The sequence below is a fragment of the Delftia sp. K82 genome (assembly GCF_002193035.1).
Lineage (GTDB): Bacteria > Pseudomonadota > Gammaproteobacteria > Burkholderiales > Burkholderiaceae_C > Comamonas > Comamonas acidovorans.
This window is the reverse complement of the sequence record NZ_MYFL01000001.1, coordinates 1,860,516-1,884,951: the sequence shown is the minus strand read 5'-3', so window position 1 is coordinate 1,884,951 and position 24,436 is coordinate 1,860,516. Positions and strand designations below refer to the sequence as shown.

Sequence of the window (24,436 nt, the reverse complement as noted above, 5' to 3'; positions counted from 1 at the left end):
CCGCCTCTCGCCGGCGCCCCGATCCAACCCGCGGCCTGTGCCGCACCCGCCTGCCTGCCCGTGTCCGACATCCTCAATATTTCCTGCTACAAGTTCACGCCGCTGCCCGATGCAGCGGCGCTGCGCGACACCCTGGCCGAACGCGCCCAGGCCCTGGCGCTCAAGGGCACCATCCTCCTGGCCGAGGAAGGCATCAACTTCTTCCTGGCCGGCCCCGCCCAGGCGGTGCACAGCTTCGTTGACCAGTTGCGCGCCGATGAGCGCTTTGCCGACCTTGCCCCCAAGGAAAGCTGGTCCGACACCGTGCCGTTTCGCAAGATGCTGGTCAAGGTCAAGCGCGAGATCATCCGCATGGACCACCCCACCATCCGCCCGGCAGAGGGCCGCGCGCCATCGGTCAGCCCCGCCACGCTGCGCCGCTGGCTGGAACAGGGCCACGATGACGAGGGCCGCGAGGTGGTGACGCTGGACACGCGCAACGACTTCGAGGTCGATGCCGGCGCCTTCAAGGACACCATCGACTGGCGCATCACCAAGTTCACCGAGTTCCCGCCCGCGCTGCGCGCCCACAAGGCCGATCTGGCCGACAAGACCGTGGTCAGCTACTGCACGGGCGGCATACGCTGCGAGAAGGCCGCCATCCTGATGCGGGACGAGGGCCTGGAGCATGTCTACCAGCTGGAAGGCGGCATCCTCAAGTACTTCGAGGAAACCGACGGCGCCTTCTATGACGGCGGCTGCTTTGTCTTTGACGAGCGCCGGGCCGTGGACGCGGACCTGTCGGCCACACCCCAGCTGGAGCATCCGCAGGCCCAGGAGACTCCGTCTCCATAGACTGCGCCCCCAGCCCTGACTTGAAGCCCCTGGGCATGCACGCCACGCTTGCGGCGTGCGACACCAATGCGGCCGTACCGGCTGCAGCATCGGCCGCTGTTCAACCCAGGGCACGCACCGAGTTGCTGAGCGAACGGGCGCAGGCCAGCAGCCCTGGGCCCAGGCGGGCTTGCGCTTCCTCCACCGTCCATCGGCTGGTCGGCGCGACGATGTGCACGGCAGCCACGGGGCGGCCATGGCTGCCGATGACGGGCGCGCCCAGCGTCATGTCGCCCAGAAAGAGTTCCTCCCGGTTGACGGCATAGCCGCGCCGACGCGCCTGGGCCAGTTCATCGAGGATGGCGGCCTCATCCGTGATGGTGAAACGTGTGTGCGCGGTCCGCTCGCTCTGGCGCAGCAGGGCCAGGGCTTCTTCATCGGGCAGTGCGCTCAGCCAGGCACGCCCCGAGGCAGTGCAGTACATGGGGATGCGGCTGCCAATGGGCATGTGCACCGGCACAAACTGGGCGCTGATGAAGCGTGCCACGTAGACCATCTCCAGCCCGTCGGGCTCGGTCAGACAGGTGGTCTCGGTCGTGATCTTGGTCAGCTCCGAAAGATACGGATTGGCCAGGTCGATCACCGGATTGGCCGCCAGGTAGTTGTAGCCCACGCGCATGACGCGCGGCGCGAGCTGGTAGCGCCGGGTTTGCGGATGCTTGCGGACATAGCCCAGTTGCTCCAGCGTGAACACCATGCGTTGCGCCGAGCTTTTGTTGATGCCCGCAGCGGCAGCCACATCGGCCAGCGTCATGCTCCGATGCTGCGCGCTAAAGGCGCAGAGCACGGCCAGGCCCTTCTCCAGCGACTGGTTGAACAGTGGGTTGGTGTCGTCATCCATCGGTGACGAAGCGGGTTGAGGCGTTGCTTGCATGGCGGCAAGTATAGGCATCCACTTCCAAAGAATCGCATATCGATTTATTTGAATTGCTTAGTGGTTTTCTCTTATTTCTTAAAGATTCATCCACATTGATCATTGGCGCGGTTCCGAGAATTCTCCGCTGCAGGCGAGGGGCGGCCCCCAAGGTGACCTGTCCCTGCTGTTTCCTTCCGTCGTTCATGCCAAGGAGTCAGGCAATGCCAGGTTTTGTCCACCGCGTCCTCCAACTCGCCCTGGGCATGTGTGCCGCCGGCGCCGTCGCGCTGGCTGCAGCGCAAGGCGGCAGCGCCCCGGCCAGCTACAACGTGGGTGCCACGCCCACAGGCATTCCGTTCACCTTTCTGGACGTCAAAAGCAACAGCATCCAGGGCATGATGGTCGACACCATGCAGGCCGTGGCCAAGGCGGGAGGCTTCCAGGCCCATGTGCAGCAGACCAGCTTTGCGGCGCTGATCCCCTCGCTCACATCCAGCAAGATCGACATCATCTCGGCCGCCATGCTCAAGACCGCCGCACGCCAGCAGGTGGTGGATTTCAGCGATGCGGTCTACTCCTACGGCGAGGGCCTGATCGTCAAGGCTGACGATGCCAAGGCCTATGTATCACTGGACGATCTCAAGGGCGAGGTCGTCGGTGCCCAGGTGGGCACGGTGTTCTACGACCTGCTGCAGAAAAAGGGCATCTTCAGGGAAGTGCGCAGCTATGACTCGGTAGCCGATATGACGCGCGATCTGGCGCTTGGCCGCATCAAGGCAGGGCTGGGTGACCAGCCCATCATTGCCTACCAGATACGCCAGCACAGCTTCCAGGGCGTGAAGCTGGCCGAAAGCTACAAGCCCTCCAACGTGGGGGATGTGTGCCTGGTGGTGCGCAAGGGGGACACCGAAACCCTGGCCCGCCTGAACAAGGCCATCGCCACCATCAAGGCAGACGGCACCCTGGCCCAGATCGTCAAGAAGTGGGGCATCTGAGGACATCGGACGCCCGCCGGGCCGCCTCGCGCCTCGCGCCTCGCCTCCCCCCTCTGCCGCGCAATGCACGGCAATGACACCTTCGAGAAAAGTACGCCATGCAAGCATTTGTGCAGCACGCGCGAGAGTTTCTGCCCATCCTGCTGCAAGGAGCGGTGGTCACGGTGCAGGTCACCGCGCTGTCGTTCCTGTTGTCCAGCGCGATCGGACTGGTGCTGGCGCTGGGCAAGCTCTCACCCGTGCGCGCCGTCTCGTGGGCCGCATCGACCGTGGTCAATGTGATACGGGGCCTGCCCATCATCGTGCAGCTGTTCTACATCTACTTCGTGCTGCCCGAGGTCGGCATCCAGCTCACCGCCTTCCAGGCCGGGGTGATCGGCCTGGGCATTGCCTATTCGGCCTATCAGGCAGAGAACTTCCGCGCCGGCATCGAGGCGGTGGACCCAGGCCAGCGGGAAGCCGCATTGGCCATGGGCATGCGACCGGCCCTGCTCATGCGCCGCGTGGTGCTGCCGCAGGCATTCCGCATTGCGCTGCCGCCCTACGGCAACACCCTGGTGATGATGCTCAAGGACTCGTCCCTGGTCTCCACCATCACCGTGGCCGAGATGACGCGCCAGGGCCAGTTGATCGCAGCGTCCACCTTCCAGAACATGACGGTCTACACCCTGGTCGCCCTGCTCTACCTGGCCATGAGCCTGCCGCTGGTATGGGGGCTCAGGCGTCTGGAGAAGCGCTTTGGAGCGGGGAGGAAGTCGCCATGATCGAGATCGACCACCTGGAAAAGGCCTACGGCGAGCATCGCGTGCTGCGGGGCGTCAACCTGCGCGTGGCACGTGGAGAAGTGGTGTGCCTGATCGGCCCTTCGGGATCAGGCAAGTCCACCGTGCTGCGCTGCATCAACGGCCTGGAGTCGTACCAGGGCGGCGAGGTGCGCGCATTCGGGGAGTGCGTGGACACCTGCGCGCCCTCCATCCACGCGCTGCGCAGCCGCATGGGCATGGTGTTCCAGCGCTTCAACCTCTTCCCGCACCGCACCGTGGTGCAGAACGTGATGGAAGGCCCCATCCATGTGAAGGGCCAGGCTCCCGGCCAGGCCCATGCCGAGGCATTGGAGCTGCTGCGCAAGGTAGGCCTGGCAGACAAGGCACAGGCCTGGCCCGCACAGCTGTCGGGCGGACAGCAGCAGCGGGTGGCCATTGCCCGCGCCCTGGCCATGAAGCCCGAGGCCATGCTGTTCGACGAACCCACTTCGGCCCTGGACCCCGAACTGGTGGGCGACGTGCTGGGCGTGATGCGCCAGCTGGCCGAAGAAGGCATGACGATGATCGTGGTCACGCACGAGATGGCCTTTGCTCGCGAGGTGGCCGACCGCGTGTGCTTTCTGCATGGCGGCACCATCGTGGAGGAAGGCCCTTCGGCCCAGGTGCTGGGCGCACCGCGCCATGCACGCACGCAGGACTTCCTGCGGCGCGTGCTGCAGCAGCACTGTGCGCCGTCAGAAGGTGCGGCATGACGACGGCAGCCTCCGCCTCCTTCGCATCGTCTTCGTCGGTACGCCCCGTGCTGTCGCACCCGTCAGCGCCATCGCTGTGGGCAGCCACTGCGCCCGCCGCACCGCCCACGCCACCGCTGGCGGCACCGCTGACCACCACCGACGTGCTGGTGATCGGCGCGGGATATACCGGCCTGTCGGCAGCACTGCATTTAGCCGAAAGCGGCGCCAGCGTGTACGTGCTTGACGCCCATGCTCCCGGCTGGGGTGCGTCGGGCCGCAACGGCGGCCAGGTGAACCCCACCCTCAAGTACGACCCCGACGAACTGCAGCGCATCCACGGCGCCGCTCGTGGCGAGCGGCTGATAGACGCCGTCTCCCGCTCGGCCGACCTTGTGTACGGGTTGATCGAACGGCACGGCATCGACTGCGCGCCCGTGCGTGCCGGCTGGCTGCAGGTCGGATACACCCAGCAGGCGGTGGACGGCATGCACGCACGCGCCCGGCAGTGGGAACGGCGCGGCGTGCGCGTGGAACTGCTGGACCGCGCTGCCACGGCAGCACGCACAGGCACGCCCGCCTTTGCCGGCGGCTGGCTGGATGGACGCGCCGGCGCCATACAGCCCCTGGCCTACGTGCGCGGACTGGTGCGCGCCGCACAGGCCCTGGGCGTGCAGGTTCACAGCGAATCGCCCGTGCTGGCACTGGAGCGCCAGGGCACGGACCACTGGGTCGCCACCACGGCCCAGGGTCACCGCATACAGGCCAGGCAGGTGCTGCTGGGCACCAACGGCTATACCGATGGCCTGTGGCCTGGTCTGGCGCGCACGGTGCTGGCAGCCAACAGCTTCATCGTGGCCACGCAGCCCCTGGGCAAGGCGGGCGCGCACATCCTGCCCGGGGGCGAGACAGGCTCGACCTCGCAGCGCCTGCTGCTGTACTTTCGCAAGGACGCACAAGGCCGTCTGCTCATGGGCGGGCGCGGACATTTTGCGGACCCGCAGGGCGCAGGCGACTATGCCCACCTGGAACGCGCCGTGGCGCTGATGTTTCCCGGCCTGGGCCCCCTCCAATACGAGTACCGCTGGGCCGGGCGCATCGCCGTCACACGCGACTTCATGCCCCATCTGCACCAGCCTGCCCCCGGCATCACCATGGCCCTGGGCTACAACGGCCGCGGCATTGCCATGGCCACCCTGCTGGGGCGGGAGGCGGCAGCGCTGATGGCCGGTGGAAATGCGCTGGCCTGCCCTTTTCCGGTAACGCCGGTTCAGCCGATACCGCTGCATGGGCTGCAACGGTTGTACATAGCGGCGGGAGTGGCCTGGTACAGCCTGCTGGACCGGCTGGGGGCGTGAGGTTCAGTGGGGACGGCCGATCAAGCCGCGCCGGCCTGGCGCATCAGCCGCAGCGCCTGCTGCGCCACGCGCTCGCCGAACACGCGCGCCGTCTCCAGGTCGCCCGGCAGCATCTCGGCGGCCGAGGCATCCGAGGCCGATTGCGCCATGGCACCGCTGAAGGCGCCTATCCAGTTGAGGTCATTGCGCTGCGCGGCGCGCGCGTTGGACGGCAGCATGCCGCTGCCCACCCACAGGCCACCATGCTGCATGGCCAGCTGGAACAGGTAGTCCAGCGTGGTCTGCTTGTTGCCGTTGACGCTGGCACTGTTGGTGAAGCCGGCGAACAGCTTGTCCTTCCAGGCCTGCACGAACCACGGCTTGGAAGAGGCATCGGCAAAGCGCTTGAACTGCCAGCTCGGCCCGCCCATGTAGGTGGGCGATCCAAAGATGATGGCGTCTGCCGCCGCCAGCAACTCCCAGCCACCCGCAGGCAACTGGCCGTCGCTGTCGATCGACAGCATGCGCGCGCCTGCGCCGTCGGCCACGGCCTGGGCCATGCGCTGGGTGTGTCCGTAACCCGAGTGGTAGACCACCACGATATCTGCCATACAAGAAATCCAATCCTCGGACGCCCTGCGCAGCCACAGGCCAGCCAGCGCCGCATTCATCAATCCATCCACGCCAAAGGGCCCCGCAGCGCTGCTGCGGGGCCCACTCAAGGCAGTAGCCTAACAAAAATCAGGGCATGGCCAACGCTGCCCGACCCACTCAATGGCGACGCGCATCCACGCTCCAGCCACCGGCACCGTGGGCGGCAAAGCCCAGCAGGCCGCCAGTCACGGCGATGTTCTTCCAGAACAGCAACTGCTGCATCATGGCCGCGTCGGCCGGCACGCTCCAGTAGGCGTGAAAGAAGAAGCTGGCCACCAGCGTGAAGAACGCCAGCACCAAGGCCGCCCAGCGCGTGCACCAGCCCAGCAGCAAGGCCAAGCCGCCGACGATCTCCACCACCAGGGCAATGGCCACGCCGATCTGCGGCATGGGCATGCCTACCGAGGCCGCATAGCCCACGGTCCCGGCGAAGCCTCCGATTTTCTGAAAGCCCGCAGGCACGAACATCAGCGCGATCAGGATGCGGCCGGCCAGCGCCAGCGGGTTGCTCAGACGGTTCAACATGATGGGTACTCCTCGTGAATCTTCAGAGCGTGCTGTGCACGCTCTCAGGCTTGCAGATCGAACACCAGGACCTCGGACTGTTCCCCGTCGTGCAGGCGCAGTCGCGGTTCATTCTCCACAAGGGCCGCATCGCCCGTTGTCAGCCGTTGCCCATTGACACTCAGCGCGCCGCGCACCAGGTGCACATAGGTCTTGCGGCCGGCGGGCAGTTCCAGCTCGGCCTGCTCATCGCCGTCGAACAGGCCTGCATACAGCCGGGCATCGGCATGGACGCTGACCGAGCCCTCGGCGCCATCGGGCGAGGCCACCAGGCGCAGCCGGCCGCGCTTTTCCTCGTCGGCAAAGGCTTTTTGCGCATAGCCGGGCGCTATGCCCGTCTCGCTGGGCAGCAGCCAGATCTGCAGGAAATGCGTGGTCTGACCCGGCGCATGGTTGTGCTCGCTGTGGACCACGCCCGAGCCGGCGCTCATGCGCTGCACCTCGCCGGGCGAGATGGTCTGCTCGTTGCCCATGCTGTCCTTGTGCGAGAGCCGGCCTTCGAGCACGTAGCTGATGATCTCCATGTCCTTGTGGCCATGGGAGCCGAAGCCCGTGCCCGGGGCGATGTGGTCTTCGTTGATCACGCGCAGGTTGCCAAAGCCCATGTGGCGCGGATCGTGGTAGCCCGCAAACGAGAAGCTGTGGTGCGAGCGCAGCCAGCCATGGTCGGCATGGCCGCGTTCCCGGGATTTGCGCAGGGCGATCATGTTTTTGTCCCTTTCCAACGTGTCAGATCTTCGAAACTCTTGCGTCGATGGCTCCACTGTAGAAGCCGCTGCCGCAGGCAAGGCGCAGCAGGATTGATGGCATCATTCAAAGCTTTTGAAGCCATAACGCCCCATGCCCAGCCCCCGCGATGTGCTCACCCCCGACAGCCTGGCCATGCTCCAGGCCATTGCCGAGGCCGGCAGCTTTGCCGCCGCTGCACGCCAGCTGGGCCTGGTGCCCAGTGCCCTGACCTACCGTGTGCGCCAGATCGAAGATGCGCTGGACGTGCTGCTGTTCGACCGCCGCTCGCGCCACGCCCAGCCCACCGAGGCCGGCCGGGAGCTGCTGCGCGAGGGGGTGCGCCTGCTGCATGAGATCGACACCGTGGCGCATCGTGTGCGCCGCGTGGCCACGGGCTGGGAGCCGCATCTGACCATCGTGGTCGATGGTGCCGTGGCGCGCACGCCGATGCTGGAGCTGGTCGAGGCCTTCTACGCCATGCAGCCACCCACGCGGCTGAAGCTGCGCGACGGCATCCTCACCGGCACGCTGGAGACGCTGACCTCGGGCCGGGCCGACCTGGCCATCGGGGTGGCGGTCAACTCCAGCAACGTAGCGGGCCTGCAGGCCTGCGAGCTGGGCGAGCTGGACTTCGTCTTTGCCGTGGCGCCCCACCATCCGCTGGCCACGGCGCCCGAGCCCATCACCGACGCCACCTTGCTGCAGCACCGCATCATCGCCGTGGCCGATTCAGGCCTGCGCGACAGCGCCAGCATGGGCCTGCTCAGCGGCCAGGACATCTTCACCGTGGACTCCATGCAGGCCAAGATCGAGGCCCAGGTGCGCGGCATAGGCTGCGGCTTCCTGCCCCATTTCATGGCCGACGTCTATGTGCAGGCCGGCCTGCTGGTGACGCGCCAGGTCGCCCGGCCCTCGCGCAATGTGCGCATGCACTACGCATGGTCCTGCCCGCCGCAGCAGGTCCCCCCGCGCGCGCTGCAGTGGTGGCTGCAGCAGTTGGAGAGCCCCGCCACGCGCCGCGCTCTCATGGAAAATCATCACCGACATTGAGCTGGCGCACGCCGCCGGGCGGTCTTCGCGGGTGTAGAGTGGTTACAGGTCCCGGCCTGCCACGCCGCTGCGGTGCAACAGGCCGGAAAGGACATGCTTCCCGGAATCTGCCACTGCCCGCAAAGGTCTGCTCCATGAACGCTTCCCGCGCTGCCTCCAAGTCCACGGTCAAGAAAAAGGCCACCAAGCCCCCCGAAGCCTCCAAGGCGCGCCCCAAGGCCGGCGCACGCCGCATTGCCGTGATTGGCGCCGGCATGGCGGGCCTGGCCTGCGCACGCACGCTGATGCAGGCCGGCCACGATGTCCATGTCTACGAGCGGCTGCCCCAGGTGGGCGGGCGCATGCGCTCTGTCAACGCCGCGCATGGCGCCTTCGACATCGGCGCGCAGTATTTCACCGTGCGCGACAAGCGCTTCGAGCTGGCCCTGCAGACCGTGCCCGGCCTGTGCCGCCCCTGGAGCGTGAGCACGCTGCGCGTGCTGGATGCGCAGGGCCGCCAGTCCAGCGCTGCACCCGCACCTACCGAAGCCCATTGGGTGGCCACGCCCGACATGCAGGCCCTGCCGCTGGCCTGGGCCGCGCCGCTGTGGGATGCCGACCGCCTGCACCTGGGCCAGCGCGTGACCAAGCTCGAACGCCAGCCCGGCCCGCAGGGCTGGAGCCTGCATGTGGAGACTACCGAGCCGACCACGCAGATCCGCGCAGGCTTTGATGAAGTGATACTCGCCCTGCCCGCTCCACAGGCGCGCCAGCTGCTGCAGACCACGCCCCTGGCCCTGTCGCTGGTGCAGGGCATGGCGGCCGTGGAAATGGCGCCCTGCTGGGCGCTGACGCTGTCCTACCCCATGGCCACCGAGGCCGGCCTGTCCACCCTGGGGCCGCAGTGGAATGCAGCCCGCACCACGCATGAGCGCGCGGTCTGGGTGGCACGTGAATCCTCCAAGCCGGGCCGCTCCCAAAGCGAACGCTGGACCGTGCTGGCCAGCCCCCAATGGTCGCAGGAGCACCGCGCCGACGACGCCCCGCGCGTGCTGGCCAAGATGCAGAAGGCCTTTGGCGAGATCACGCGCATCCGCATCCCTCCCCGCCATGCCAGCGTCTACCTCTGGCCCCATGCGCAGACCCTGTCGCCGCTGGGCCGCAGCCATTTGCGCAACAAGGATGCGGGCCTGGGCCTGTGCGGCGACTGGTGCATTGGCCGCCGCGTGGAGGATGCCTTTGTCTCGGGACTGGAAATGGCCCTGGCGTTGGTTGCAGACTGAACCAGGCCACCAGGTCCTGGCAGGGGGCGGCGCAAGGCCTTAACATCCGGCCCCGATGATTCCCGCCGCCCCTGAATCCGCCGAAACCGGCTCCGCACCTGCCCCATCCCCGTATGTCGGCCGCTTTGCGCCTTCACCCACGGGCCTGCTGCATGCAGGCTCCCTGGTGGCGGCGCTGGCCAGTTGGCTGGATGCACGCGCCCATGGCGGCCGCTGGCTGGTGCGCATCGAGGACATAGACCCTCCGCGCTGCCAGCCGGGTGCCGACACCGCCATCCTGAACCAGCTTGCCACCTGCGGCCTGCTGCCGGATGAAGAGCCCGTCTGGCAGTCCCGCCGCCACACCTTCTACGAAAGCGCACTGGAGCGGCTCAAGGCCGGCGGCCTGGCCTATCCCTGCGGCTGCACGCGCAAGGACATCGAGGCAGCCTGGGAGAACCTGGGCTGGGCCCATGAGCGCCATGTGGAGCGGCCCTACCCCGGCACCTGCCGCGACGGCCTGCACGGCAAGAGCGCCCGGGCCTGGCGCTTTGCGCTGGACCGCTTCACCCGCCACGACCCCGTGCTGCACTGGCAGGACCGCCGCTTGGGCGCCCAGCAGCAGGATGTGGTCCACGGCGCGGGCGACTTTGTCCTGCGCCGGGCCGACGGCCTGTGGGCCTACCAGTTGGCCGTAGTCGTCGATGACGGCCTGCAGGGCATCACCCATGTGGTGCGCGGCGCCGACCTCGCCGACAATACGCCCCGCCAGATGCTGCTGCAGCGCGCCCTGGGCATAGGTCACCCGCAGTACCTGCACACGCCGCTGGTGCTCATGCCCGACGGCGAAAAGCTTTCCAAGCAGCACGGCGCCCCCGCACTGGACCTGAGCGCCCCTGTGACCGCGCTGCGCACCGCAGCCGCCCACCTGGGACTGCCCCAGCCATCACCCCAGGCCACATTGGGCGAAGCGCTGCAGTTCTGGGTAATGGGCTGGCGCCATACATACAATTGAGCCCGTGAACCCAATTTCTTCCCCCCAAGCCGAGCAGTCCATGGACGGCGATACCCAGAACACCATGTCCGCTGCCCCCGGTGCGCCGCACGATTCCTCTTCGCCCTCCACACCTGCGGCCGCCCGTACCGGCCAGCCGCCCGAGGGCGTGGCCCATCCCAAGACCATCAAGAGCTATGTGCGCCGCGCCGGCCGCACCACGACAGGCCAGGCCAAGGCCTTCGAGGAGCTGGGTCCGCGCTTCGTGCTGAACTACCAGGCCGCGCCGCTGGACGCCTCGGCCACCTATGGCCGCCAGGCACCCCTGATCCTGGAGATCGGCTTCGGCATGGGCGAGGCCACGGCCCACATTGCGCGCGTGCGCCCCGATGACAACTTCCTGTGCTGCGAGGTGCACGAGCCCGGCGTGGGCGCCCTGCTCAAGCGCATTGGCGAGCAGGACATCTCCAACATCCGCATCCTGCAGCACGACGCCGTCGAAGTCATCGACAACATGCTGCCCGAGGCCAGCCTGGACGGCATCCACATCTTCTTCCCCGATCCCTGGCACAAGAAAAAGCACAACAAGCGCCGCCTGATCCAGGAGCCTCTGGTGGCCAAGCTGGCACGCCGGCTGCGTCCCGGTGGCTACATCCACTGCGCCACCGACTGGGAGCCCTATGCGGTGCAGATGCTGGAGGTGCTGGGCGCGGAACCCCTGCTGGCCAACACGGCCGAGGGCTATGCCGCCAAGCCCGACTACAGGCCGCTGACCAAGTTCGAGAACCGTGGCATCCGCCTGGGCCACGGTGTGTGGGATCTGGTGTTTGAGCGCCGCTGAGCCGGTCGCGCCCTCTTCCAATACAAGGCCTCGCATGCAGCCATTGCTACAGAATCTGGTCGAGATGACGGCCCACAGGGACCATCTGCGATTGGAAATCTCGGTGCTGTCCACCCTGTTCAAGCTCAATGGCGTGGTGCAGGTGCGGGCGCTGGAGCTGTTCGCCATGCCCGACGGCAGGCATTGCGTGCGTGCGCGCACCTGGAGCCAGGGCGATCAGGTCATGTCCACCGATGCCGAGGCCTTGTATGACCCGCAAAGCGTGGAGCTGGCCTCCATGCCCGCGCTGCAGCAGGCGCTGCAGCAGCGTGCCCTCATCGCCTCGGCCGTGCAGCCCGATGGCCAGCACGTGCTGTGGCTGCCGCTGTGGCGCCAGGAGACGGCCTACCACTGCCTGGAGATCACGCAGTCCACGGCCTTCTCGCCCAGCCGGCTCGATGTGATCCAGGGCATCTTCGGCGTCTATCACAACTACCAGAGCCTGCTGGACTACAGCGAACGCGATGCGCTGACCGGCCTGCTCAACCGCAAGACCTTCGACGAGCAGTTCCTGCGCCTGTCGCTGCAGGAGCCGCCGATGGCCATGCCGGGCGTGGCCACGGAAGACGTTCCCGGCCAGTGGCTGGCCGCCATCGACATCGACCATTTCAAGCGCATCAACGACCGCTTTGGCCACCTGTATGGCGACGAGGTGCTGATCCTGGTGGCCAACATCCTGCGCAGCTGCTTCGACGCCAAGGACCGTGTGTTCCGCTTCGGCGGCGAGGAATTCGTGGTGCTGCTGCGCTCGGTCAGCCTGGTCAATGCCCGCAAGGCGCTGGAGCGCCTGCGCCACGACGTGGAGAGCTACGAGTTCCCCCAGGTCGGCCGCATCACCGTGAGCACGGGCTTTGCCGCCATGGGCACGGGCGCACCCGTGGAGGTGCTGGGCCATGCCGACCAGGCCCTCTACCACGCCAAGGAGCATGGCCGCAACCAGACCTGGTACTACGGTGATCTGATCACCCAGGGGCTGCTGGCCCCCCAGGTGAACAGCAACGATATCGAACTGTTCTGAGCCGGCCCTGGCGCCGTGCCGTTCAGGTGAGGCCGGCCACGCGCACGCAGTCGCGCCCGGCGTGCTTGGCCTCGTAGAGCATGGCATCGGCGCGCTGCAGCAGTTCCTGCGCGCTCTCGGCGCCCTGCAGTTGCGCCACGCCAAAGCTGGCCGTCGCCGCCAGTTCCAGGCCATGGACCTGTATGGGCGTGGAGCGTATGGCCTCGCGCAGCTGCCCGGCCAGCGCCCAGGCCTGGGCCGCAGCCACACCGGGCATCACGATCAGGAACTCCTCACCGCCATAGCGCGCCATCCATTGCGCCGAAGGCTCCCGCTCCAGTGCGTGCCGGCAACGCAGTGCCACCTCGCGCAGCACGGCATCGCCTGCGGCATGGCCGTGCCTGTCATTGACCTGCTTGAAGCGGTCCACGTCCACGAACATCACGCTCAGAGCCGCACCCAGGCGCTGGCCCTGGGCGACCTCGGAGGCCAGGCGCTCGTCCATGGCGCGGCGGTTGAGACATCCGGTCAGCGCATCGGTCAGCGACATGCGCTTGACCTCTTCCACCAGCTCCTCCAGCTGGGCCGTGCGCTGGGCCACCAGCAGGTCCAGATGCTCGATGTGGCCGCGCAGGTCATGCTGCAACTGGCCAAAGCCCTGCACCACCATGTCGATCTCGTCGCGCTGCCCGCGCCGCGCCCGCTCCAGCACCAAGGGCCTCGACAACTCATTGGGTTTGAGGTTGGCCGCAAAGCCCGCAATCTGCTGCAGCGGCTGGCGCAGTTCCCTGCGCATCACCCAGGCCACCATCAGGCAGACCAGGGCCGTGAACAGCGCATAGCCCAGCAGCACGCGCAGCGTGGAGTCGCGCAGCACCTCCAGGTAGTGGCCCCGGTTCTCCCAGACCTGCAGTTCGCCCAGCGGCAGGCTGGACTGGCTGTGACGCGGTGCCGGAATGAGCATGGACACGGCGGGCGCGCGGCCATCCCTGGGCTCGCCCGCCTCGTACATCTCGCCCGTGGAGGTGACGCGCAGCTGCACATGTCCCACCAGGGGCAGCTTGCCCAGCCACTGCACCTGCTCGCGCACCAGGGCCGGCTCTATGTCCCACAGCGCGGCGGACAGCGAGATCATGCTGTTGGCCACCAGCGTCTCCATGGAGCGGCGAAACTCCTGCTGCCCCTTGCGGTACTCCCACCAGGCGTGGGCGCCGCCAAACACCAGCATGCAGGCCACGGCCAGCAGCATGATGCGCAGGATCAGCAGGGAGGCGATCGAACGGAAGCGGGGCATGGGAGGCGCTCAGCGCAGCAGGTGCTTGAGCTCGAATCCGTAGCGCCGCAGCCGGGGATTGAGGTGCTTGCTGTAGCTGCGAAAGTCCAGAGGGGCCAGCGGCGCACTGATCCTGTGCTCGTAGCGGTCGATCTGGGACTTGTCCAGTAGCGTGAACATGGGCCGCACCTGCTCCAGCCCTTCGGAGGCGAAATCGGCGCCGTGCGCATGGTCGTAGAGCATGACCAGGGCCCAGGCGCCGGTCAGGAAATGGCCGCCCGCCAGTGCCGACAGCTCGCCCGTGCGCAGCGCCGTCATGGCGGCAGCCGATGAATTGATGGCGCTGAAGAAGGCGTCACGCCCCGGCGAGCCGCCCCGCGCCCGCCAGGCCTGCATGGCGCCAAAGGCCATCTCGTCGTTGCCCGCCCAGACCAGGCGAACCTCGGGATAGCGCTGGAACAGCACGGCCGCCTGCTGCTCGGCGCGTTCGCGGCGCCATTCGCCAAAGACTTCCTGCTGCAGCACCACGTCGCTGGCCTCGGCCGCCGCGCGGCGCATGCCGGCATTGCGCTCCACCGAGGAGGGCGTGGAGCGGTCCCCGGCAATGGCCACCATGTGCAGCCGGCCATCGGCCGCACGCGCCTGGCCCGACGCCCGTGCAGCGGCGAACAGTGACTTGGCGGTCAGGTAGCCGGCCTCTTCGGCGCCCGGCTCCAGGCTGCCCAGCCAGTGGCGATAGCGCTCCCGCGCCACGCCTGTCTGGCCGCGCAATGTCTCGGGCACGCCGCTGAAGGCCATGAAGCTGTCGATGCCTGCGGCCTCCAGCGTGCGCAGGATTTCAGGCGCCACGCTGTAGTCGTTGGTAAACATCACGTAGCGGGGCCGCTGCGCCTTGGGCAAGGCGGCAATCTGGCGCGCAATCTCGATGGGGCGCAGGTGGTCGCGCTGGGCATAGCGGACCTGCAGCTGCATGCCCAGGCTGTTGGCCGCGTCCTGCATGGCCTCGCTGACCGTGGTCCAGTAGCGCTCGTCGGACCGGCCGGGGTTGATGAAGACCACGCTTTGCGCGGCGGCAGCGGCCGATTGCGCCAGCACGCCCATCACCCAGGCCATGTAGGTCATACGCAGCGCCCACGGCAAGACGCCCCGGTGGAGTCCACCGGGGCGTCCCGAAGAAGGGGCAGCAGGAATCATCTGCCGCGCAGCTGGGTCAGACGCGCTCTGCCACCCAGGCCTGCACACCGGCCAGCGCCGCGGGCAGGCCCGAAGCGTCCGTGCCGCCGGCCATGGCCATGTCGGGCTTGCCGCCGCCTTTGCCGCCGACCTGGCTGGCCACGAAGTTCACCAGATCGCCAGCCTTGATGCGCGAGGTCTCGGCCTTGGTCACGCCTGCGGCCAGTTGCACCTTGTCGCCATCGACGGCGGCCAGCACGATGGCTGCGGCGCCCAGCTTGTCCTTGAGCTTGTCCATGGTGTCGCGCAGGGTCTTGGCGTCGGCGCCTTCGAGCCTGGCGGCCAGCACCTTGATGCCCTTGACGTCCACGGCCTGGCCGGCCAGCTCGTCGCCCTGGCTGGAAGCGAGCTTGCCCTTGAGCGCAGCCACTTCCTTCTCCAGCGCGCGGATCTGCTCCAGCGCACCGCCGATGCGGGTGTTCAGCTCGGCTGTCGGCGCCTTCAGCGCGGCGGCGGCCTGGTCCACCGTGGATTCCAGCGATTGCAGGTAGGCCAGCGCGTTCTCGCCGGTCACCGCCTCGATGCGGCGCACGCCAGCGGCCACGCCGCCTTCGCCCACCACCTTGAACAGGCCGATGTCGCCGGTGCGCTGCACGTGGGTGCCGCCGCATAGCTCGCGGCTGCTGCCGATGTCCAGCACGCGCACGGAGTCGCCGTACTTCTCGCCGAACAGCATCATGGCGCCCGTGGCCTTGGCCGATTCGATGTCCATCACGCGCGCATCGGTGGGCGTGTTGGCCAGGATCTCGGCGTTCACGCGGCGTTCGATCTCGCGGATCTCTTCAGCGGTCACGGGCTGGTTATGGGCAAAGTCGAAGCGCGTGCGCTCGGCGTTGACCAGCGAGCCCTTTTGCTGCACGTGATCGCCCAGCACTTCGCGCAGGGCCTTGTGCATGATGTGCGTGACCGAGTGGTTGCGCATGGTGGCCGCACGCAGCTGCGTGTCCACCTCGGCCTGCACGGCATCGCCCACCTTGAGGCTGCCGGACTCCAGCACGCCGTGGTGGCCGAACACATCGGCTTTGATCTTGAGCGTGTCCTCGACCGCAAAGCGTGCGCCTGCGGTGCTGATCACACCCTGGTCGCCCACCTGGCCGCCGGACTCGGCGTAGAAAGGCGTGGTGTCGAGCACGACCACGCCGCTCTGGCCGGCCTTGAGTTCCTGCACGGCGCTGCCTTCGGCATACAGCGCCACCACCTTGGCGGCCTCGGCCAGCTTCTGGTAGCCCGTGAAGGCATTGGCATCGCCCGTGTATTCCAGGGCGCGGTCCATCTTGAACTTGCCTGCTGCGCGGGCCTTGTTCTTCTGCTCTTCCATGGCGGTCTGGAAGCCCGCCTCGTCCACGCTCAGGCCGCGCTCGCGGCAGACGTCGTTGGTCAGGTCCAGGGGGAAGCCGTAGGTGTCGTGCAGCTTGAAGGCCACGTCGCCGGGCAGCACCTTGGCGCCACCGGCCAGCGCCGCGTCCAGGATTTCCATGCCGTTGGCCAGGGTCTCGAAGAAGCGCTCTTCCTCGACCCGCAGCACTTCGGTGATGCGCGCTTCCTGCTCGCGGATCTTGGGATAGGCATCGCCCATCACGGCCACCAGGTCCTTGACCAGCTTGTGGAAGAACGGGGTCTTCTGGCCCAGCTTGTAGCCGTGGCGGATGGCGCGGCGCACGATGCGGCGCTGCACGTAGCCGCGGCCTTCGTTGGAGGGGATCACGCCGTCGGCCACCAGGAAGGCGGTGGCGCGGATGTGGTCGGCGATCACCTTGAGCGAGGGGGTCTCGATGTCGGCGATGTGCGTCTCGCGCGCAGCGGCCTTGATCAGCGCCTGGAACAGGTCGATCTCGTAGTTGCTGTGCACATGCTGCAGGATGGCGGCCAGGCGCTCCAGGCCCATGCCGGTGTCCACGCAGGGCGCGGGCAGTGGCTTGACGTTGCCCTGCTCGTCCATGTCGAACTGCATGAACACGTTGTTCCAGATCTCGATGAAGCGGTCGCCGTCTTCGTCAGGGCTGCCCGGAGGGCCGCCGGCCACGTGCGCGCCGTGGTCGTAGAAGATTTCCGAGCAGGGGCCGCAGGGGCCGGTGTCGGCCATCATCCAGAAGTTGTCGCTCTTGTAGCGGCCGCCCTTGTTGTCGCCGATGCGGATCACGCGCTCGGGCGGCAGGCCGATTTCCTTGGTCCAGATGTCGTAGGCCTCGTCGTCCTCGGCGTAGACCGTGGCCAGCAGGCGTTCCTTGGGCAGCTTGTAGACCTCGGTCAGCAGCTCCCAGGCCCACTTGAGCGACTCGCGCTTGAAGTAGTCGCCGAAGGACCAGTTGCCCAGCATCTCGAAGAAGGTGTGGTGGCGGGCCGTATAGCCCACGTTTTCCAGATCGTTGTGCTTGCCGCCTGCGCGCAGGCAGGTCTGCACCGAGGTGGCGCGCTTGTAGGGGCGCTTGTCGGTGCCCAGGAACACGTCCTTGAACTGGACCATGCCCGAGTTGGTGAACATCAGCGTCGGATCGTTGCCGGGCACCAGGGGGCTCGACTCCACGATGGTGTGGCCCTTGGATGCGAAAAAGTCCAGAAAGCTCTTGCGAATGTCGGCAACGGTGAAAGTGGGTGTGCTCATGGTGTCTAGGAGTTCGGAGCGCGCACGCGGGGCGCTGTCCCTGGTGGGAGGGTGTCCCGTCGGGACCAACGCGCATTATAGGTTTGCCCCATGGTTGCGGCAGCGAGCCCTGCCTAGCCTCCATCACGCACCTGGCCAAAGAAGGCCTCTCCTCCCATCTGCCCGCCCTTGAGCACGATCTCCAGCCCGTCGCTGGCCGGATCGCTGCCATGCGCGCGCAACAGCGGCGCGCAGCTGGCCGGTCCACGGCGCCTGCAGCTGTGGGTGACGCCCCGTCCGGGCCGCAGGGCCGACATTCTTGCGCTGGAGAAATGGCTGGTGCAGGAGATGAGGGAGATGGCTAGCACAGGCGATCTCGCCGTTCCCTGATCCCGCTCAGACTGCGCGCGATGGGCGCCCTGGATAATCTCCAGCCGGAACCACAGCAAGCACACCATGGCGCAACCACAGACACCCGAGCCTCATTCCAGCGAACCGGCCCCCGCTGCCAGCGCCCACGGATCCGATCCGGCCAAACCGCCCAAGCCGCCAAAAAGCCGCATCGTGCCCTGGCTGATCGGCCTGCCTGTGGCCTTCTTCGCTGTGCTCATGCTGGCTGGACAGTTGCTGTCCACGCCCGAAGGCGAGGCGCGCTGGGTGGAGCGCGAAACCATCAAGATCTGCCGCAAGGAAACCGCGCGGCCAGAGGCCGAGCGCAAGACGCAGCAGTTTGAATCGGTGCAGGACTGCGACAGGCTCGAATTCGACTTCAAGCAGCGCTACGGTGAAAACCCCTGAGGCGAAGTCACAACGAAAAAGGCCGGCAGAGCCGGCCTTTGGCTTGCGAGGGCCCGTTCAGTCGCGCGTCTCGATGGCGCGGTTGATGCCCAGTGCCGCCAGCGTGCACAGCGCACCCGACAGCAGATAGATCCCCAGCGCCACCAGTCCGAAGCGCGAGGACACGCCCAGGGCCACCAGCGGAGCGAATGCCGCGCCCACCAGCCAGGCCATGTCCGAGGACAACGCGGCACCCGTGTAGCGATAGCGTGAGGGGAAGTTGGACGTCACCGTGCCGGCCGCCTGGCCATAGGACAGGCCCAGCAGGATGAAGCCGACGATGATGAACACGTTGTTCCCCATCGTTCCGCTGCCCAGCAGCCAGGGCGCCAGGAAGCTGAAGATGCCGATCAGGCAGGCCATGGTGCCCAGCGTGTTGCGCCGGCCAACGCGGTCGGCCAGCCAGCCCGAGACCATGATGGCGGCAGCCGCACAGAAGGCGCCCACGATCTGCACCCCGAGCACATGGGTCACCGACTGGTCCGAGTACAGCGAGATCCAGGACAGCGGGAAGATGGTCACCAGGTGGAACAGCGCAAAGCTGGCCAGGGCGGCAAACGCGCCGATCACCACGTTGCGGCCTTCGTCGCGCATCAGCGGCAACACGCCCATGGGCTCCAGCTCACGCTGCTGCAGCAGTTCGGTGTAGGACTGGCCCACGACCAGGCGCAGCCGGGCGAACAGTGCCACGACGTTGATGGCAAAGGCCACGCAGAAGGGATAGCGCCAGCCCCAGCTGAGGAACTCGTCGGCTCCCACATGGGCGTAGATGAAGGCAAACAGCCCTGCCGCGAGCACGAAGCCCAGCGGCGCGCCCAACTGGCCCATCATCGAGTACCAGCCCCGCCGGTTCTTGGGCGCCGACATGGCCAGCAGCGACGGCAGGCCGTCCCACGAGCCGCCCAGCGCAATGCCCTGGCCTATGCGCAGCAGCGCCAGCACGATGATGGCGTTCACCCCCGCCTGCTGGTAGCTGGGCAGGAAGGCCATGCCCACGGTGCACACGCCCAGCAGAAACAGCGCCAGCGTCAGCTTGGTCGCCCGCCCCCAGCGCCGCTGCACGGCCATGGACAGCGCCGTGCCCAGCGGCCGGGCCACGAAGGCCAGCGAGAAGATGGCGAACGACATCAGCGTGCCGTCGAGCTTGGAAAGGTAGGGAAACAGCAGTGCCGGGAAGACCAGCACGCAGGCGATGCCGAACACGAAGAAGTCGAAGTACTCCGAGGATCGCCCGATGATCACGCCGACGGCGATTTCGTTGGGCGTGACATCTTCGTGGGTGTCGGCGCGGGACAGAGATTCTTTGCTCTCATAGCTTCCGCCGGGGAAGCTTGCAGTTGTGTCGAGGCCGCTCATAGATGGATGCTCCTTGTCTCGTCTCACTGACAACTCTGTTCTACGCCCTCACTTGATCTGGCGCAAGGCGGTTTCCACCTCGACCGGCCTTGGTGTTTGTCCTGCTGCGCGCGACGCGAAAATGCGGCCTCCGGACCGCCAGGCACCTGCCGCGCACCCGCCCAGGTAGCAGAAAGTTCCCGGGTTCTCCTTGACGTTGGACAAAATGTCCAATGGACAAATTTATACTTCGTAATACATTTGCCCGGATCTTGTAATCCGCGTTTCTATGTAAACGCGCTCTTGTTGCGCCCCTAGCATGCTAAAAATCAAGGAACTCCGTGGGCCTGCGTGGCTCACCGCGGCCGCTTTGACAGCCAGTCTCACTGGCTGCAGCAAAGCCGTCGTGCTCAACCCCGCCGGCGACATCGCCGCGCAGCAGGGCAACCTGGTGGTCACGGCCACCTTGCTGATGCTGATCATCATCATCCCGGTGATCATCCTCACGCTGCTTTTCGCCTGGAAATACCGCCAGTCGAACACCGAGGCCCACTACGACCCCGAATGGCACCACTCCACCACGCTGGAGCTGGTGATCTGGTCCGTGCCGCTGATGATCATCATCGCGCTGGGCGCCATCACCTGGATCAGCACCCACAAGCTGGACCCCTACCGTCCGCTGGACCGCGTCTCGGCCACCAAGCCGCTGAGCACCGATGTCAAGCCGCTGGAGGTGCAGGTCGTGGCCATGGACTGGAAGTGGCTGTTCTTCATCCCTGAAAAAGGCATCGCCACCGTCAACGAGCTGGCCGCTCCCGTGGATCGTCCCATCCACTTCAAGCTGACCGCCACCTCGACGATGAACTCTTTCTACGTGCCTGACCTGGCCGGCATGATCTATGCCATGCCCGGCATGCAGACCGAGCTGAACGCCGTGATCAACAAGCCCGGCGTGTTCCACGGCCTGGCATCGCACTACAGCGGCGCCGGCTTCTCGGGCATGACGTTCAAGTTCCACGGCCTGAGCAACGAAGAGTTCGATCAGTGGGTTGCCAAGGCCAAGTCCGAAGGCAAGGCCCTGACGCGCGATACCTACCTGAACCTGGTCAAGCCCAGCGAGCGCAACCCGGTCGAGCGCTTCGCCACGGTGGACGAAGGCCTGTACGACAAGGTGCTCAACCGCTGTGTCGAAGAAGGCAAGATGTGCATGCATCACATGATGGCCATCGACGCTGCCGGCGGCGAAGCCTATCTCAAGGCCGTGGGCATGAACCTGCCCCAGGATGTGTGCACGGTGCAAAACGCCGACCGCGTCGTGGCCTTCCTGGACCAGCGCGACGGCTCCGCAGCCGCTGCGCAGCAATAAGCAGTTAGCGGACGCGGACGACGGCCAGACCGCCGCCCGCGCCCATCACGACCTAAGAGACTCGATATGTCTGAACATACCTCCCCGGCACAGGCCCACTGGCTGCTGGGACGCATCACTTGGGACTCCATCCCGATGGCGCATGAGCCCATCGTGCTGGCTACCTTCATCGCCGTGGTGCTCGGCGGCCTTGCCGTGCTGGGCCTGCTCACCAAGTTCCGCCTGTGGGGCCCGCTGTGGCGCGACTGGCTGTGCAGCATCGACCACAAGAAGATCGGCATCATGTACATGATCCTCGGTCTGGTCATGCTGCTGCGCGGCTTTGCCGACGCGCTGATGATGCGCCTGCAGCAGGCCATGGCCTTCGGCGACAACCTGGGCTACCTGCCTCCGCACCACTACGACCAGATCTTCACGGCCCACGGCGTGATCATGATCTTCTTCGTGGCCATGCCCTTCGTGACCGGCCTGATGAACTATCTGGTGCCGCTGCAGATCGGCGCCCGCGACGTGTCCTTCCCGTTCCTGAACAACTTCAGCTTCTGGATGACCACGGGCGGCGCCGTGCTGGTGATGATCTCGCTGTTCCTGGGCGAGTTCTCCACCTCCGGCTGGCTGGCACTGTCCAACCTGGGGGCGCAGAACCCCGGGGTCGGGCTTGACTACTACATCTGGGGATTGCAGGTGGCCGGCGTCGGCACCACGCTGTCAGGCATCAACCTGATCGTGACCATCATCAAGATGCGCGCACCCGGCATGAACCTGATGAAGATGCCCGTCTTCACCTGGACCGCCCTGTGCACCAACGCGCTGATCGTGGCCTCGTTCCCCATCCTGACCGCAGCCCTGGTGCTGATGTCGCTGGACCGCTACGTCGGCACGAACTTCTTCACGAACGAGCTGGGCGGCAACCCCATGCTGTACGTGAACCTGATCTGGATCTGGGGCCACCCCGAGGTCTACATCCTGATCCTGCCCTGCTTCGGCATCTTCTCGGAGATCGTCTCCACCTTCAGCCGCAAGCGCCTGTTCGGCTACACCTCCATGGTGTACGCGACGGTGTGTATCACCATCCTGTCCTACCTGGTCTGGCTGCACCACTTCTTCACCATGGGCTCCGGCGCCAGCGTGAATACCTTCTTCGGCATCACGACGATGATCATCTCGATCCCGACGGGCGCCAAGATCTTCAACTGGCTGTTCACCATGTACCGCGGCCGCATCCGCTTCACGGTGCCGATGCTGTGGACCGTGGGCTTCATGTGCACCTTCGCCATCGGCGGCATGACCGGCGTGCTGCTGGCCGTTCCCCCGGCCGACTTCGTGCTGCACAACAGCCTGTTCCTGATCGCCCACTTCCACAACGTGATCATCGGCGGCGTGGTGTTCGGCGTGTTCGCCGGCATCAACTTCTGGTTCCCCAAGGCCTTCGGCTACAAGCTCGACGAGTTCTGGGGCAAGTGCTCGTTCTGGTTCTGGCTGGTCGGCTTCTGGGTCGCCTTCACTCCGCTGTACGTGCTGGGCCTGATGGGCGTGACACGCCGTGCCAACCACTTCGAGGACCCCTCGCTGCAGATCTGGTTCGTGATCGCCGCCCTGGGCGCCGGTCTGGTGGCACTGGGCATCGGCAGCTTCCTGATCCAGCTGGTGGTCAGCTACTTCAAGCGCGACCAGCTGCGTGACGTGACCGGCGACCCATGGGAAGGCCGCACGCTGGAGTGGGCCACCTCCTCGCCCCCTCCCCAGTACAACTTCGCCTTCACGCCCGTGGTGCATGAGATCGATGCCTGGTGGGACATGAAGAAGCACGGCTACCAGCGTCCGCTGACCGGCTTCAAGCCCGTCCACATGCCGTCCAACACCGGCGCCGGCGTCGTGATCGCAGCGCTGTCCACGGTCTTCGGCTTCGCGATGATCTGGCACATGTGGCCCCTGGCCATTGCGTCGTTCGCCGCCACCGTGCTGGCGTCGATCATCCACACGTTCAACTACAAGCGCGACTACTACATCCCCGCCGCGGAAGTCGCGGCCACGGAAGAACTGCGCACACAACAGCTGGCACGTCATGTCTGATACCCGTTACACCGCAGGCGGCGCTGCCGCCCTGGCCCCGCGCGAGTACCACCTCGCCGAGGAGCCCCATCCCGAAAACGGCACCGCTCTGGGCTTCTGGCTCTACCTGATGAGCGACTGCCTGATCTTTGCAGCGCTGTTCGCCACCTATGGCGTGCTGGGCCGCAACTACGCTGCAGGCCCCACGGGCGCCCAGCTGTTCGACCTGCCCCTGGTGGCGATGAACACGGCCTTCCTGCTGCTGTCGTCCATCACCTTCGGCTTCGCCATGCTGCAAAAGCAGCAGGGCAAGCTGGGCGGCACCCAGCTGTGGCTGGCCATCACCGGCCTGTTCGGCCTGTGCTTCCTGGGCCTGGAACTCTATGAGTTCTCCCACCTGCTCCACGAGGGCGCGGGCCCGCAGCGCAGCGCCTTCCTGTCCTCGTTCTTCACGCTGGTGGGCACCCACGGCCTGCACGTGAGCTTCGGCCTGATCTGGCTGGTCACACTGATGATCCAGATCAACAAGCACGGCCTGACGCACGAGAACAACCGCCGCCTGATGTGCCTGTCGATGTTCTGGCACTTCTTGGACGTGGTCTGGATCGGCGTCTTCACTTTTGTTTACCTGATGGGGGTGCTGTAAATGGCTGCACACGACATCCACGCCGGCCATGGCCACGGTCACCACGACCATCACGGCCATGACGATCACCACCACGACGCAGGCCCGCACAGCACGTTCTCGGGCTATATGTGGGGCTTCGTGCTCTCGATCATCCTGACGGCCATCCCGTTCTGGCTGGTGATGAGCAATGTCATCTCGGACCGTGCAACGGCCGTGATGGTGCTCGGCGGCTTCGCCGTGGTGCAGATCCTGGTCCACATGGTCTTCTTCCTGCACATGAACGGCAAGATCGAAGGCGGCTGGACCCTGTTGTCCACCATCTTCACCGTGGTCTTCGTGGCCATCGGCATTGCGGGCACCCTGTGGGTCATGTTCCACATGAACACCAACATGATGCCCCAGCACACCATGCCGGCCGACCCTGCCGCGCAGACGGCTCCGGCCTCGGTCACGCCTTGACCGCATC

Annotated in this window: 24 protein-coding genes; 15 read left to right on the top strand and 9 right to left on the bottom strand. The window is 66.4% G+C overall.

The window, feature by feature from the left end; all coding sequences use genetic code 11:
• The first annotated feature begins 60 nt into the window (after positions 1-60).
• Positions 61-834, top strand: a complete 774-nt coding sequence (locus KDK82_RS08205; protein ID WP_088164520.1) for a sulfurtransferase — start codon at positions 61-63, stop codon at positions 832-834.
• Between the two features lie 100 nt (positions 835-934).
• Here the strand turns inward: KDK82_RS08205 and KDK82_RS08200 are convergent, their stop codons facing one another.
• Positions 935-1,714, bottom strand: coding sequence for an IclR family transcriptional regulator (locus KDK82_RS08200; protein WP_034365152.1), 780 nt, complete (start codon positions 1,712-1,714; stop codon positions 935-937).
• A 236-nt stretch (positions 1,715-1,950) separates the two neighbouring features.
• Between KDK82_RS08200 and KDK82_RS08195 the strand changes: the two genes are divergently transcribed.
• The 4 genes from KDK82_RS08195 to KDK82_RS08180 all read left to right on the top strand — a co-directional run bounded on the left by KDK82_RS08195 (position 1,951) and on the right by KDK82_RS08180 (position 5,577).
• Positions 1,951-2,724: an ABC transporter substrate-binding protein gene (locus tag KDK82_RS08195; RefSeq protein ID WP_071956086.1), complete on the top strand. Its 774-nt coding sequence runs from the start codon at positions 1,951-1,953 to the stop codon at positions 2,722-2,724.
• A 98-nt stretch (positions 2,725-2,822) separates the two neighbouring features.
• Positions 2,823-3,488 carry an ectoine/hydroxyectoine ABC transporter permease subunit EhuD gene (gene ehuD / locus KDK82_RS08190; protein ID WP_016451664.1) on the top strand — a complete coding sequence of 222 codons (666 nt, stop codon included), beginning with the start codon at positions 2,823-2,825 and terminating at the stop codon, positions 3,486-3,488.
• On the top strand, positions 3,485-4,240 hold the full coding sequence (locus KDK82_RS08185) for an amino acid ABC transporter ATP-binding protein (protein WP_088164519.1): 756 nt from the start codon (positions 3,485-3,487) through the stop codon (positions 4,238-4,240). The genes ehuD and KDK82_RS08185 overlap by 4 nt, the downstream gene beginning before the upstream one ends.
• Positions 4,237-5,577: an FAD-binding oxidoreductase gene (locus KDK82_RS08180; protein WP_088164518.1), complete on the top strand. Its 1,341-nt coding sequence runs from the start codon at positions 4,237-4,239 to the stop codon at positions 5,575-5,577. Before KDK82_RS08185 ends, KDK82_RS08180 begins: the two co-directional genes overlap by 4 nt.
• Positions 5,578-5,597: 20 nt before the next feature.
• Here KDK82_RS08180 and KDK82_RS08175 read toward each other — a convergent pair whose 3' ends face one another.
• The 3 genes from KDK82_RS08175 to KDK82_RS08165 form a co-directional block, all read right to left on the bottom strand.
• A complete protein-coding gene (locus KDK82_RS08175; protein WP_088164517.1) occupies positions 5,598-6,167 on the bottom strand; it encodes a flavodoxin family protein in 570 nt (189 codons plus the stop codon).
• 160 nt (positions 6,168-6,327) lie between these two features.
• Entirely contained in the window at positions 6,328-6,735 is a 408-nt protein-coding gene (locus KDK82_RS08170) for a DoxX family protein (protein WP_013802170.1), read from the bottom strand.
• A gap of 44 nt (positions 6,736-6,779) precedes the next feature.
• The gene (locus tag KDK82_RS08165) at positions 6,780-7,481 is read right to left on the bottom strand and encodes a pirin family protein (protein WP_034394356.1); all 702 of its coding nucleotides are present in this window, start codon (positions 7,479-7,481) and stop codon (positions 6,780-6,782) included.
• A 133-nt stretch (positions 7,482-7,614) separates the two neighbouring features.
• On the opposite strand from KDK82_RS08165, the gene KDK82_RS08160 reads away from it, so the two are divergent.
• The 5 genes from KDK82_RS08160 to KDK82_RS08140 all read left to right on the top strand — a co-directional run bounded on the left by KDK82_RS08160 (position 7,615) and on the right by KDK82_RS08140 (position 12,686).
• Complete coding sequence (locus tag KDK82_RS08160) at positions 7,615-8,553, top strand: LysR family transcriptional regulator (protein ID WP_034394359.1); 939 nt, start codon at positions 7,615-7,617, stop codon at positions 8,551-8,553.
• 134 nt (positions 8,554-8,687) lie between these two features.
• Entirely contained in the window at positions 8,688-9,815 is a 1,128-nt protein-coding gene (locus KDK82_RS08155; RefSeq protein ID WP_088164516.1) for an NAD(P)/FAD-dependent oxidoreductase, read from the top strand.
• A gap of 55 nt (positions 9,816-9,870) precedes the next feature.
• The gene (gene gluQRS, locus KDK82_RS08150) at positions 9,871-10,809 is read left to right on the top strand and encodes a tRNA glutamyl-Q(34) synthetase GluQRS (protein WP_088164515.1); all 939 of its coding nucleotides are present in this window, start codon (positions 9,871-9,873) and stop codon (positions 10,807-10,809) included.
• A gap of 40 nt (positions 10,810-10,849) precedes the next feature.
• Positions 10,850-11,629, top strand: a complete 780-nt coding sequence (gene trmB / locus KDK82_RS08145) for a tRNA (guanosine(46)-N7)-methyltransferase TrmB (RefSeq protein WP_088164514.1) — start codon at positions 10,850-10,852, stop codon at positions 11,627-11,629.
• Positions 11,630-11,663: 34 nt separating this feature from the next.
• Entirely contained in the window at positions 11,664-12,686 is a 1,023-nt protein-coding gene (locus tag KDK82_RS08140; RefSeq protein WP_088164513.1) for a GGDEF domain-containing protein, read from the top strand.
• A gap of 22 nt (positions 12,687-12,708) precedes the next feature.
• On the opposite strand, the gene KDK82_RS08135 is transcribed toward KDK82_RS08140, so the two are convergent.
• From KDK82_RS08135 to KDK82_RS08120, 4 genes are all read right to left on the bottom strand, one after another.
• Positions 12,709-13,959, bottom strand: coding sequence for a sensor domain-containing diguanylate cyclase (locus KDK82_RS08135; protein ID WP_012205877.1), 1,251 nt, complete (start codon positions 13,957-13,959; stop codon positions 12,709-12,711).
• A gap of 9 nt (positions 13,960-13,968) precedes the next feature.
• Positions 13,969-15,060: an ABC transporter substrate-binding protein gene (locus KDK82_RS08130; RefSeq protein ID WP_088164512.1), complete on the bottom strand. Its 1,092-nt coding sequence runs from the start codon at positions 15,058-15,060 to the stop codon at positions 13,969-13,971.
• 88 nt (positions 15,061-15,148) lie between these two features.
• Positions 15,149-17,773, bottom strand: coding sequence for an alanine--tRNA ligase (alaS, locus tag KDK82_RS08125; protein WP_065346358.1), 2,625 nt, complete (start codon positions 17,771-17,773; stop codon positions 15,149-15,151).
• Positions 17,774-17,886: 113 nt separating this feature from the next.
• Positions 17,887-18,120: a hypothetical protein gene (locus KDK82_RS08120; RefSeq protein ID WP_143343409.1), complete on the bottom strand. Its 234-nt coding sequence runs from the start codon at positions 18,118-18,120 to the stop codon at positions 17,887-17,889.
• A gap of 88 nt (positions 18,121-18,208) precedes the next feature.
• Between KDK82_RS08120 and KDK82_RS08115 the strand changes: the two genes are divergently transcribed.
• On the top strand, positions 18,209-18,550 hold the full coding sequence (locus KDK82_RS08115; protein WP_088164510.1) for a hypothetical protein: 342 nt from the start codon (positions 18,209-18,211) through the stop codon (positions 18,548-18,550).
• 57 nt (positions 18,551-18,607) lie between these two features.
• Here the strand turns inward: KDK82_RS08115 and KDK82_RS08110 are convergent, their stop codons facing one another.
• Entirely contained in the window at positions 18,608-19,945 is a 1,338-nt protein-coding gene (locus tag KDK82_RS08110; protein WP_013802160.1) for an MFS transporter, read from the bottom strand.
• Between the two features lie 298 nt (positions 19,946-20,243).
• On the opposite strand from KDK82_RS08110, the gene cyoA reads away from it, so the two are divergent.
• From cyoA to cyoD, 4 genes are all read left to right on the top strand, one after another.
• Positions 20,244-21,290 carry a ubiquinol oxidase subunit II gene (gene cyoA, locus KDK82_RS08105; RefSeq protein ID WP_012205882.1) on the top strand — a complete coding sequence of 349 codons (1,047 nt, stop codon included), beginning with the start codon at positions 20,244-20,246 and terminating at the stop codon, positions 21,288-21,290.
• Positions 21,291-21,356: 66 nt separating this feature from the next.
• Complete coding sequence (cyoB, locus tag KDK82_RS08100; RefSeq protein ID WP_013802159.1) at positions 21,357-23,363, top strand: cytochrome o ubiquinol oxidase subunit I; 2,007 nt, start codon at positions 21,357-21,359, stop codon at positions 23,361-23,363.
• Positions 23,356-23,988, top strand: a complete 633-nt coding sequence (cyoC, locus tag KDK82_RS08095) for a cytochrome o ubiquinol oxidase subunit III (RefSeq protein WP_012205884.1) — start codon at positions 23,356-23,358, stop codon at positions 23,986-23,988. The genes cyoB and cyoC overlap by 8 nt, the downstream gene beginning before the upstream one ends.
• Positions 23,989-24,429, top strand: a complete 441-nt coding sequence (gene cyoD, locus KDK82_RS08090; protein ID WP_012205885.1) for a cytochrome o ubiquinol oxidase subunit IV — start codon at positions 23,989-23,991, stop codon at positions 24,427-24,429.
• Positions 24,430-24,436 lie beyond the last annotated feature (7 nt).

Coding starts and splice junctions, on each gene's coding strand:
- cyoA (WP_012205882.1), top strand. CDS start 20,244: ATGCTAAAAATCAAGGAACTCCGTGGGCCTGCGTGGCTCACCGCGGCC.
- cyoD (WP_012205885.1), top strand. CDS start 23,989: ATGGCTGCACACGACATCCACGCCGGCCATGGCCACGGTCACCACGAC.
- cyoB (WP_013802159.1), top strand. CDS start 21,357: ATGTCTGAACATACCTCCCCGGCACAGGCCCACTGGCTGCTGGGACGC.
- KDK82_RS08180 (WP_088164518.1), top strand. CDS start 4,237: ATGACGACGGCAGCCTCCGCCTCCTTCGCATCGTCTTCGTCGGTACGC.
- gluQRS (WP_088164515.1), top strand. CDS start 9,871: ATGATTCCCGCCGCCCCTGAATCCGCCGAAACCGGCTCCGCACCTGCC.
- KDK82_RS08165 (WP_034394356.1), bottom strand. CDS start 7,481: ATGATCGCCCTGCGCAAATCCCGGGAACGCGGCCATGCCGACCATGGC.
- trmB (WP_088164514.1), top strand. CDS start 10,850: ATGGACGGCGATACCCAGAACACCATGTCCGCTGCCCCCGGTGCGCCG.
- ehuD (WP_016451664.1), top strand. CDS start 2,823: ATGCAAGCATTTGTGCAGCACGCGCGAGAGTTTCTGCCCATCCTGCTG.
- KDK82_RS08170 (WP_013802170.1), bottom strand. CDS start 6,735: ATGTTGAACCGTCTGAGCAACCCGCTGGCGCTGGCCGGCCGCATCCTG.
- KDK82_RS08185 (WP_088164519.1), top strand. CDS start 3,485: ATGATCGAGATCGACCACCTGGAAAAGGCCTACGGCGAGCATCGCGTG.
- KDK82_RS08110 (WP_013802160.1), bottom strand. CDS start 19,945: ATGAGCGGCCTCGACACAACTGCAAGCTTCCCCGGCGGAAGCTATGAG.
- alaS (WP_065346358.1), bottom strand. CDS start 17,773: ATGAGCACACCCACTTTCACCGTTGCCGACATTCGCAAGAGCTTTCTG.
- KDK82_RS08130 (WP_088164512.1), bottom strand. CDS start 15,060: ATGACCTACATGGCCTGGGTGATGGGCGTGCTGGCGCAATCGGCCGCT.
- KDK82_RS08200 (WP_034365152.1), bottom strand. CDS start 1,714: ATGGATGACGACACCAACCCACTGTTCAACCAGTCGCTGGAGAAGGGC.
- KDK82_RS08115 (WP_088164510.1), top strand. CDS start 18,209: ATGGCGCAACCACAGACACCCGAGCCTCATTCCAGCGAACCGGCCCCC.
- KDK82_RS08135 (WP_012205877.1), bottom strand. CDS start 13,959: ATGCCCCGCTTCCGTTCGATCGCCTCCCTGCTGATCCTGCGCATCATG.
- KDK82_RS08155 (WP_088164516.1), top strand. CDS start 8,688: ATGAACGCTTCCCGCGCTGCCTCCAAGTCCACGGTCAAGAAAAAGGCC.
- KDK82_RS08160 (WP_034394359.1), top strand. CDS start 7,615: ATGCCCAGCCCCCGCGATGTGCTCACCCCCGACAGCCTGGCCATGCTC.
- KDK82_RS08195 (WP_071956086.1), top strand. CDS start 1,951: ATGCCAGGTTTTGTCCACCGCGTCCTCCAACTCGCCCTGGGCATGTGT.
- KDK82_RS08140 (WP_088164513.1), top strand. CDS start 11,664: ATGCAGCCATTGCTACAGAATCTGGTCGAGATGACGGCCCACAGGGAC.
- cyoC (WP_012205884.1), top strand. CDS start 23,356: ATGTCTGATACCCGTTACACCGCAGGCGGCGCTGCCGCCCTGGCCCCG.
- KDK82_RS08175 (WP_088164517.1), bottom strand. CDS start 6,167: ATGGCAGATATCGTGGTGGTCTACCACTCGGGTTACGGACACACCCAG.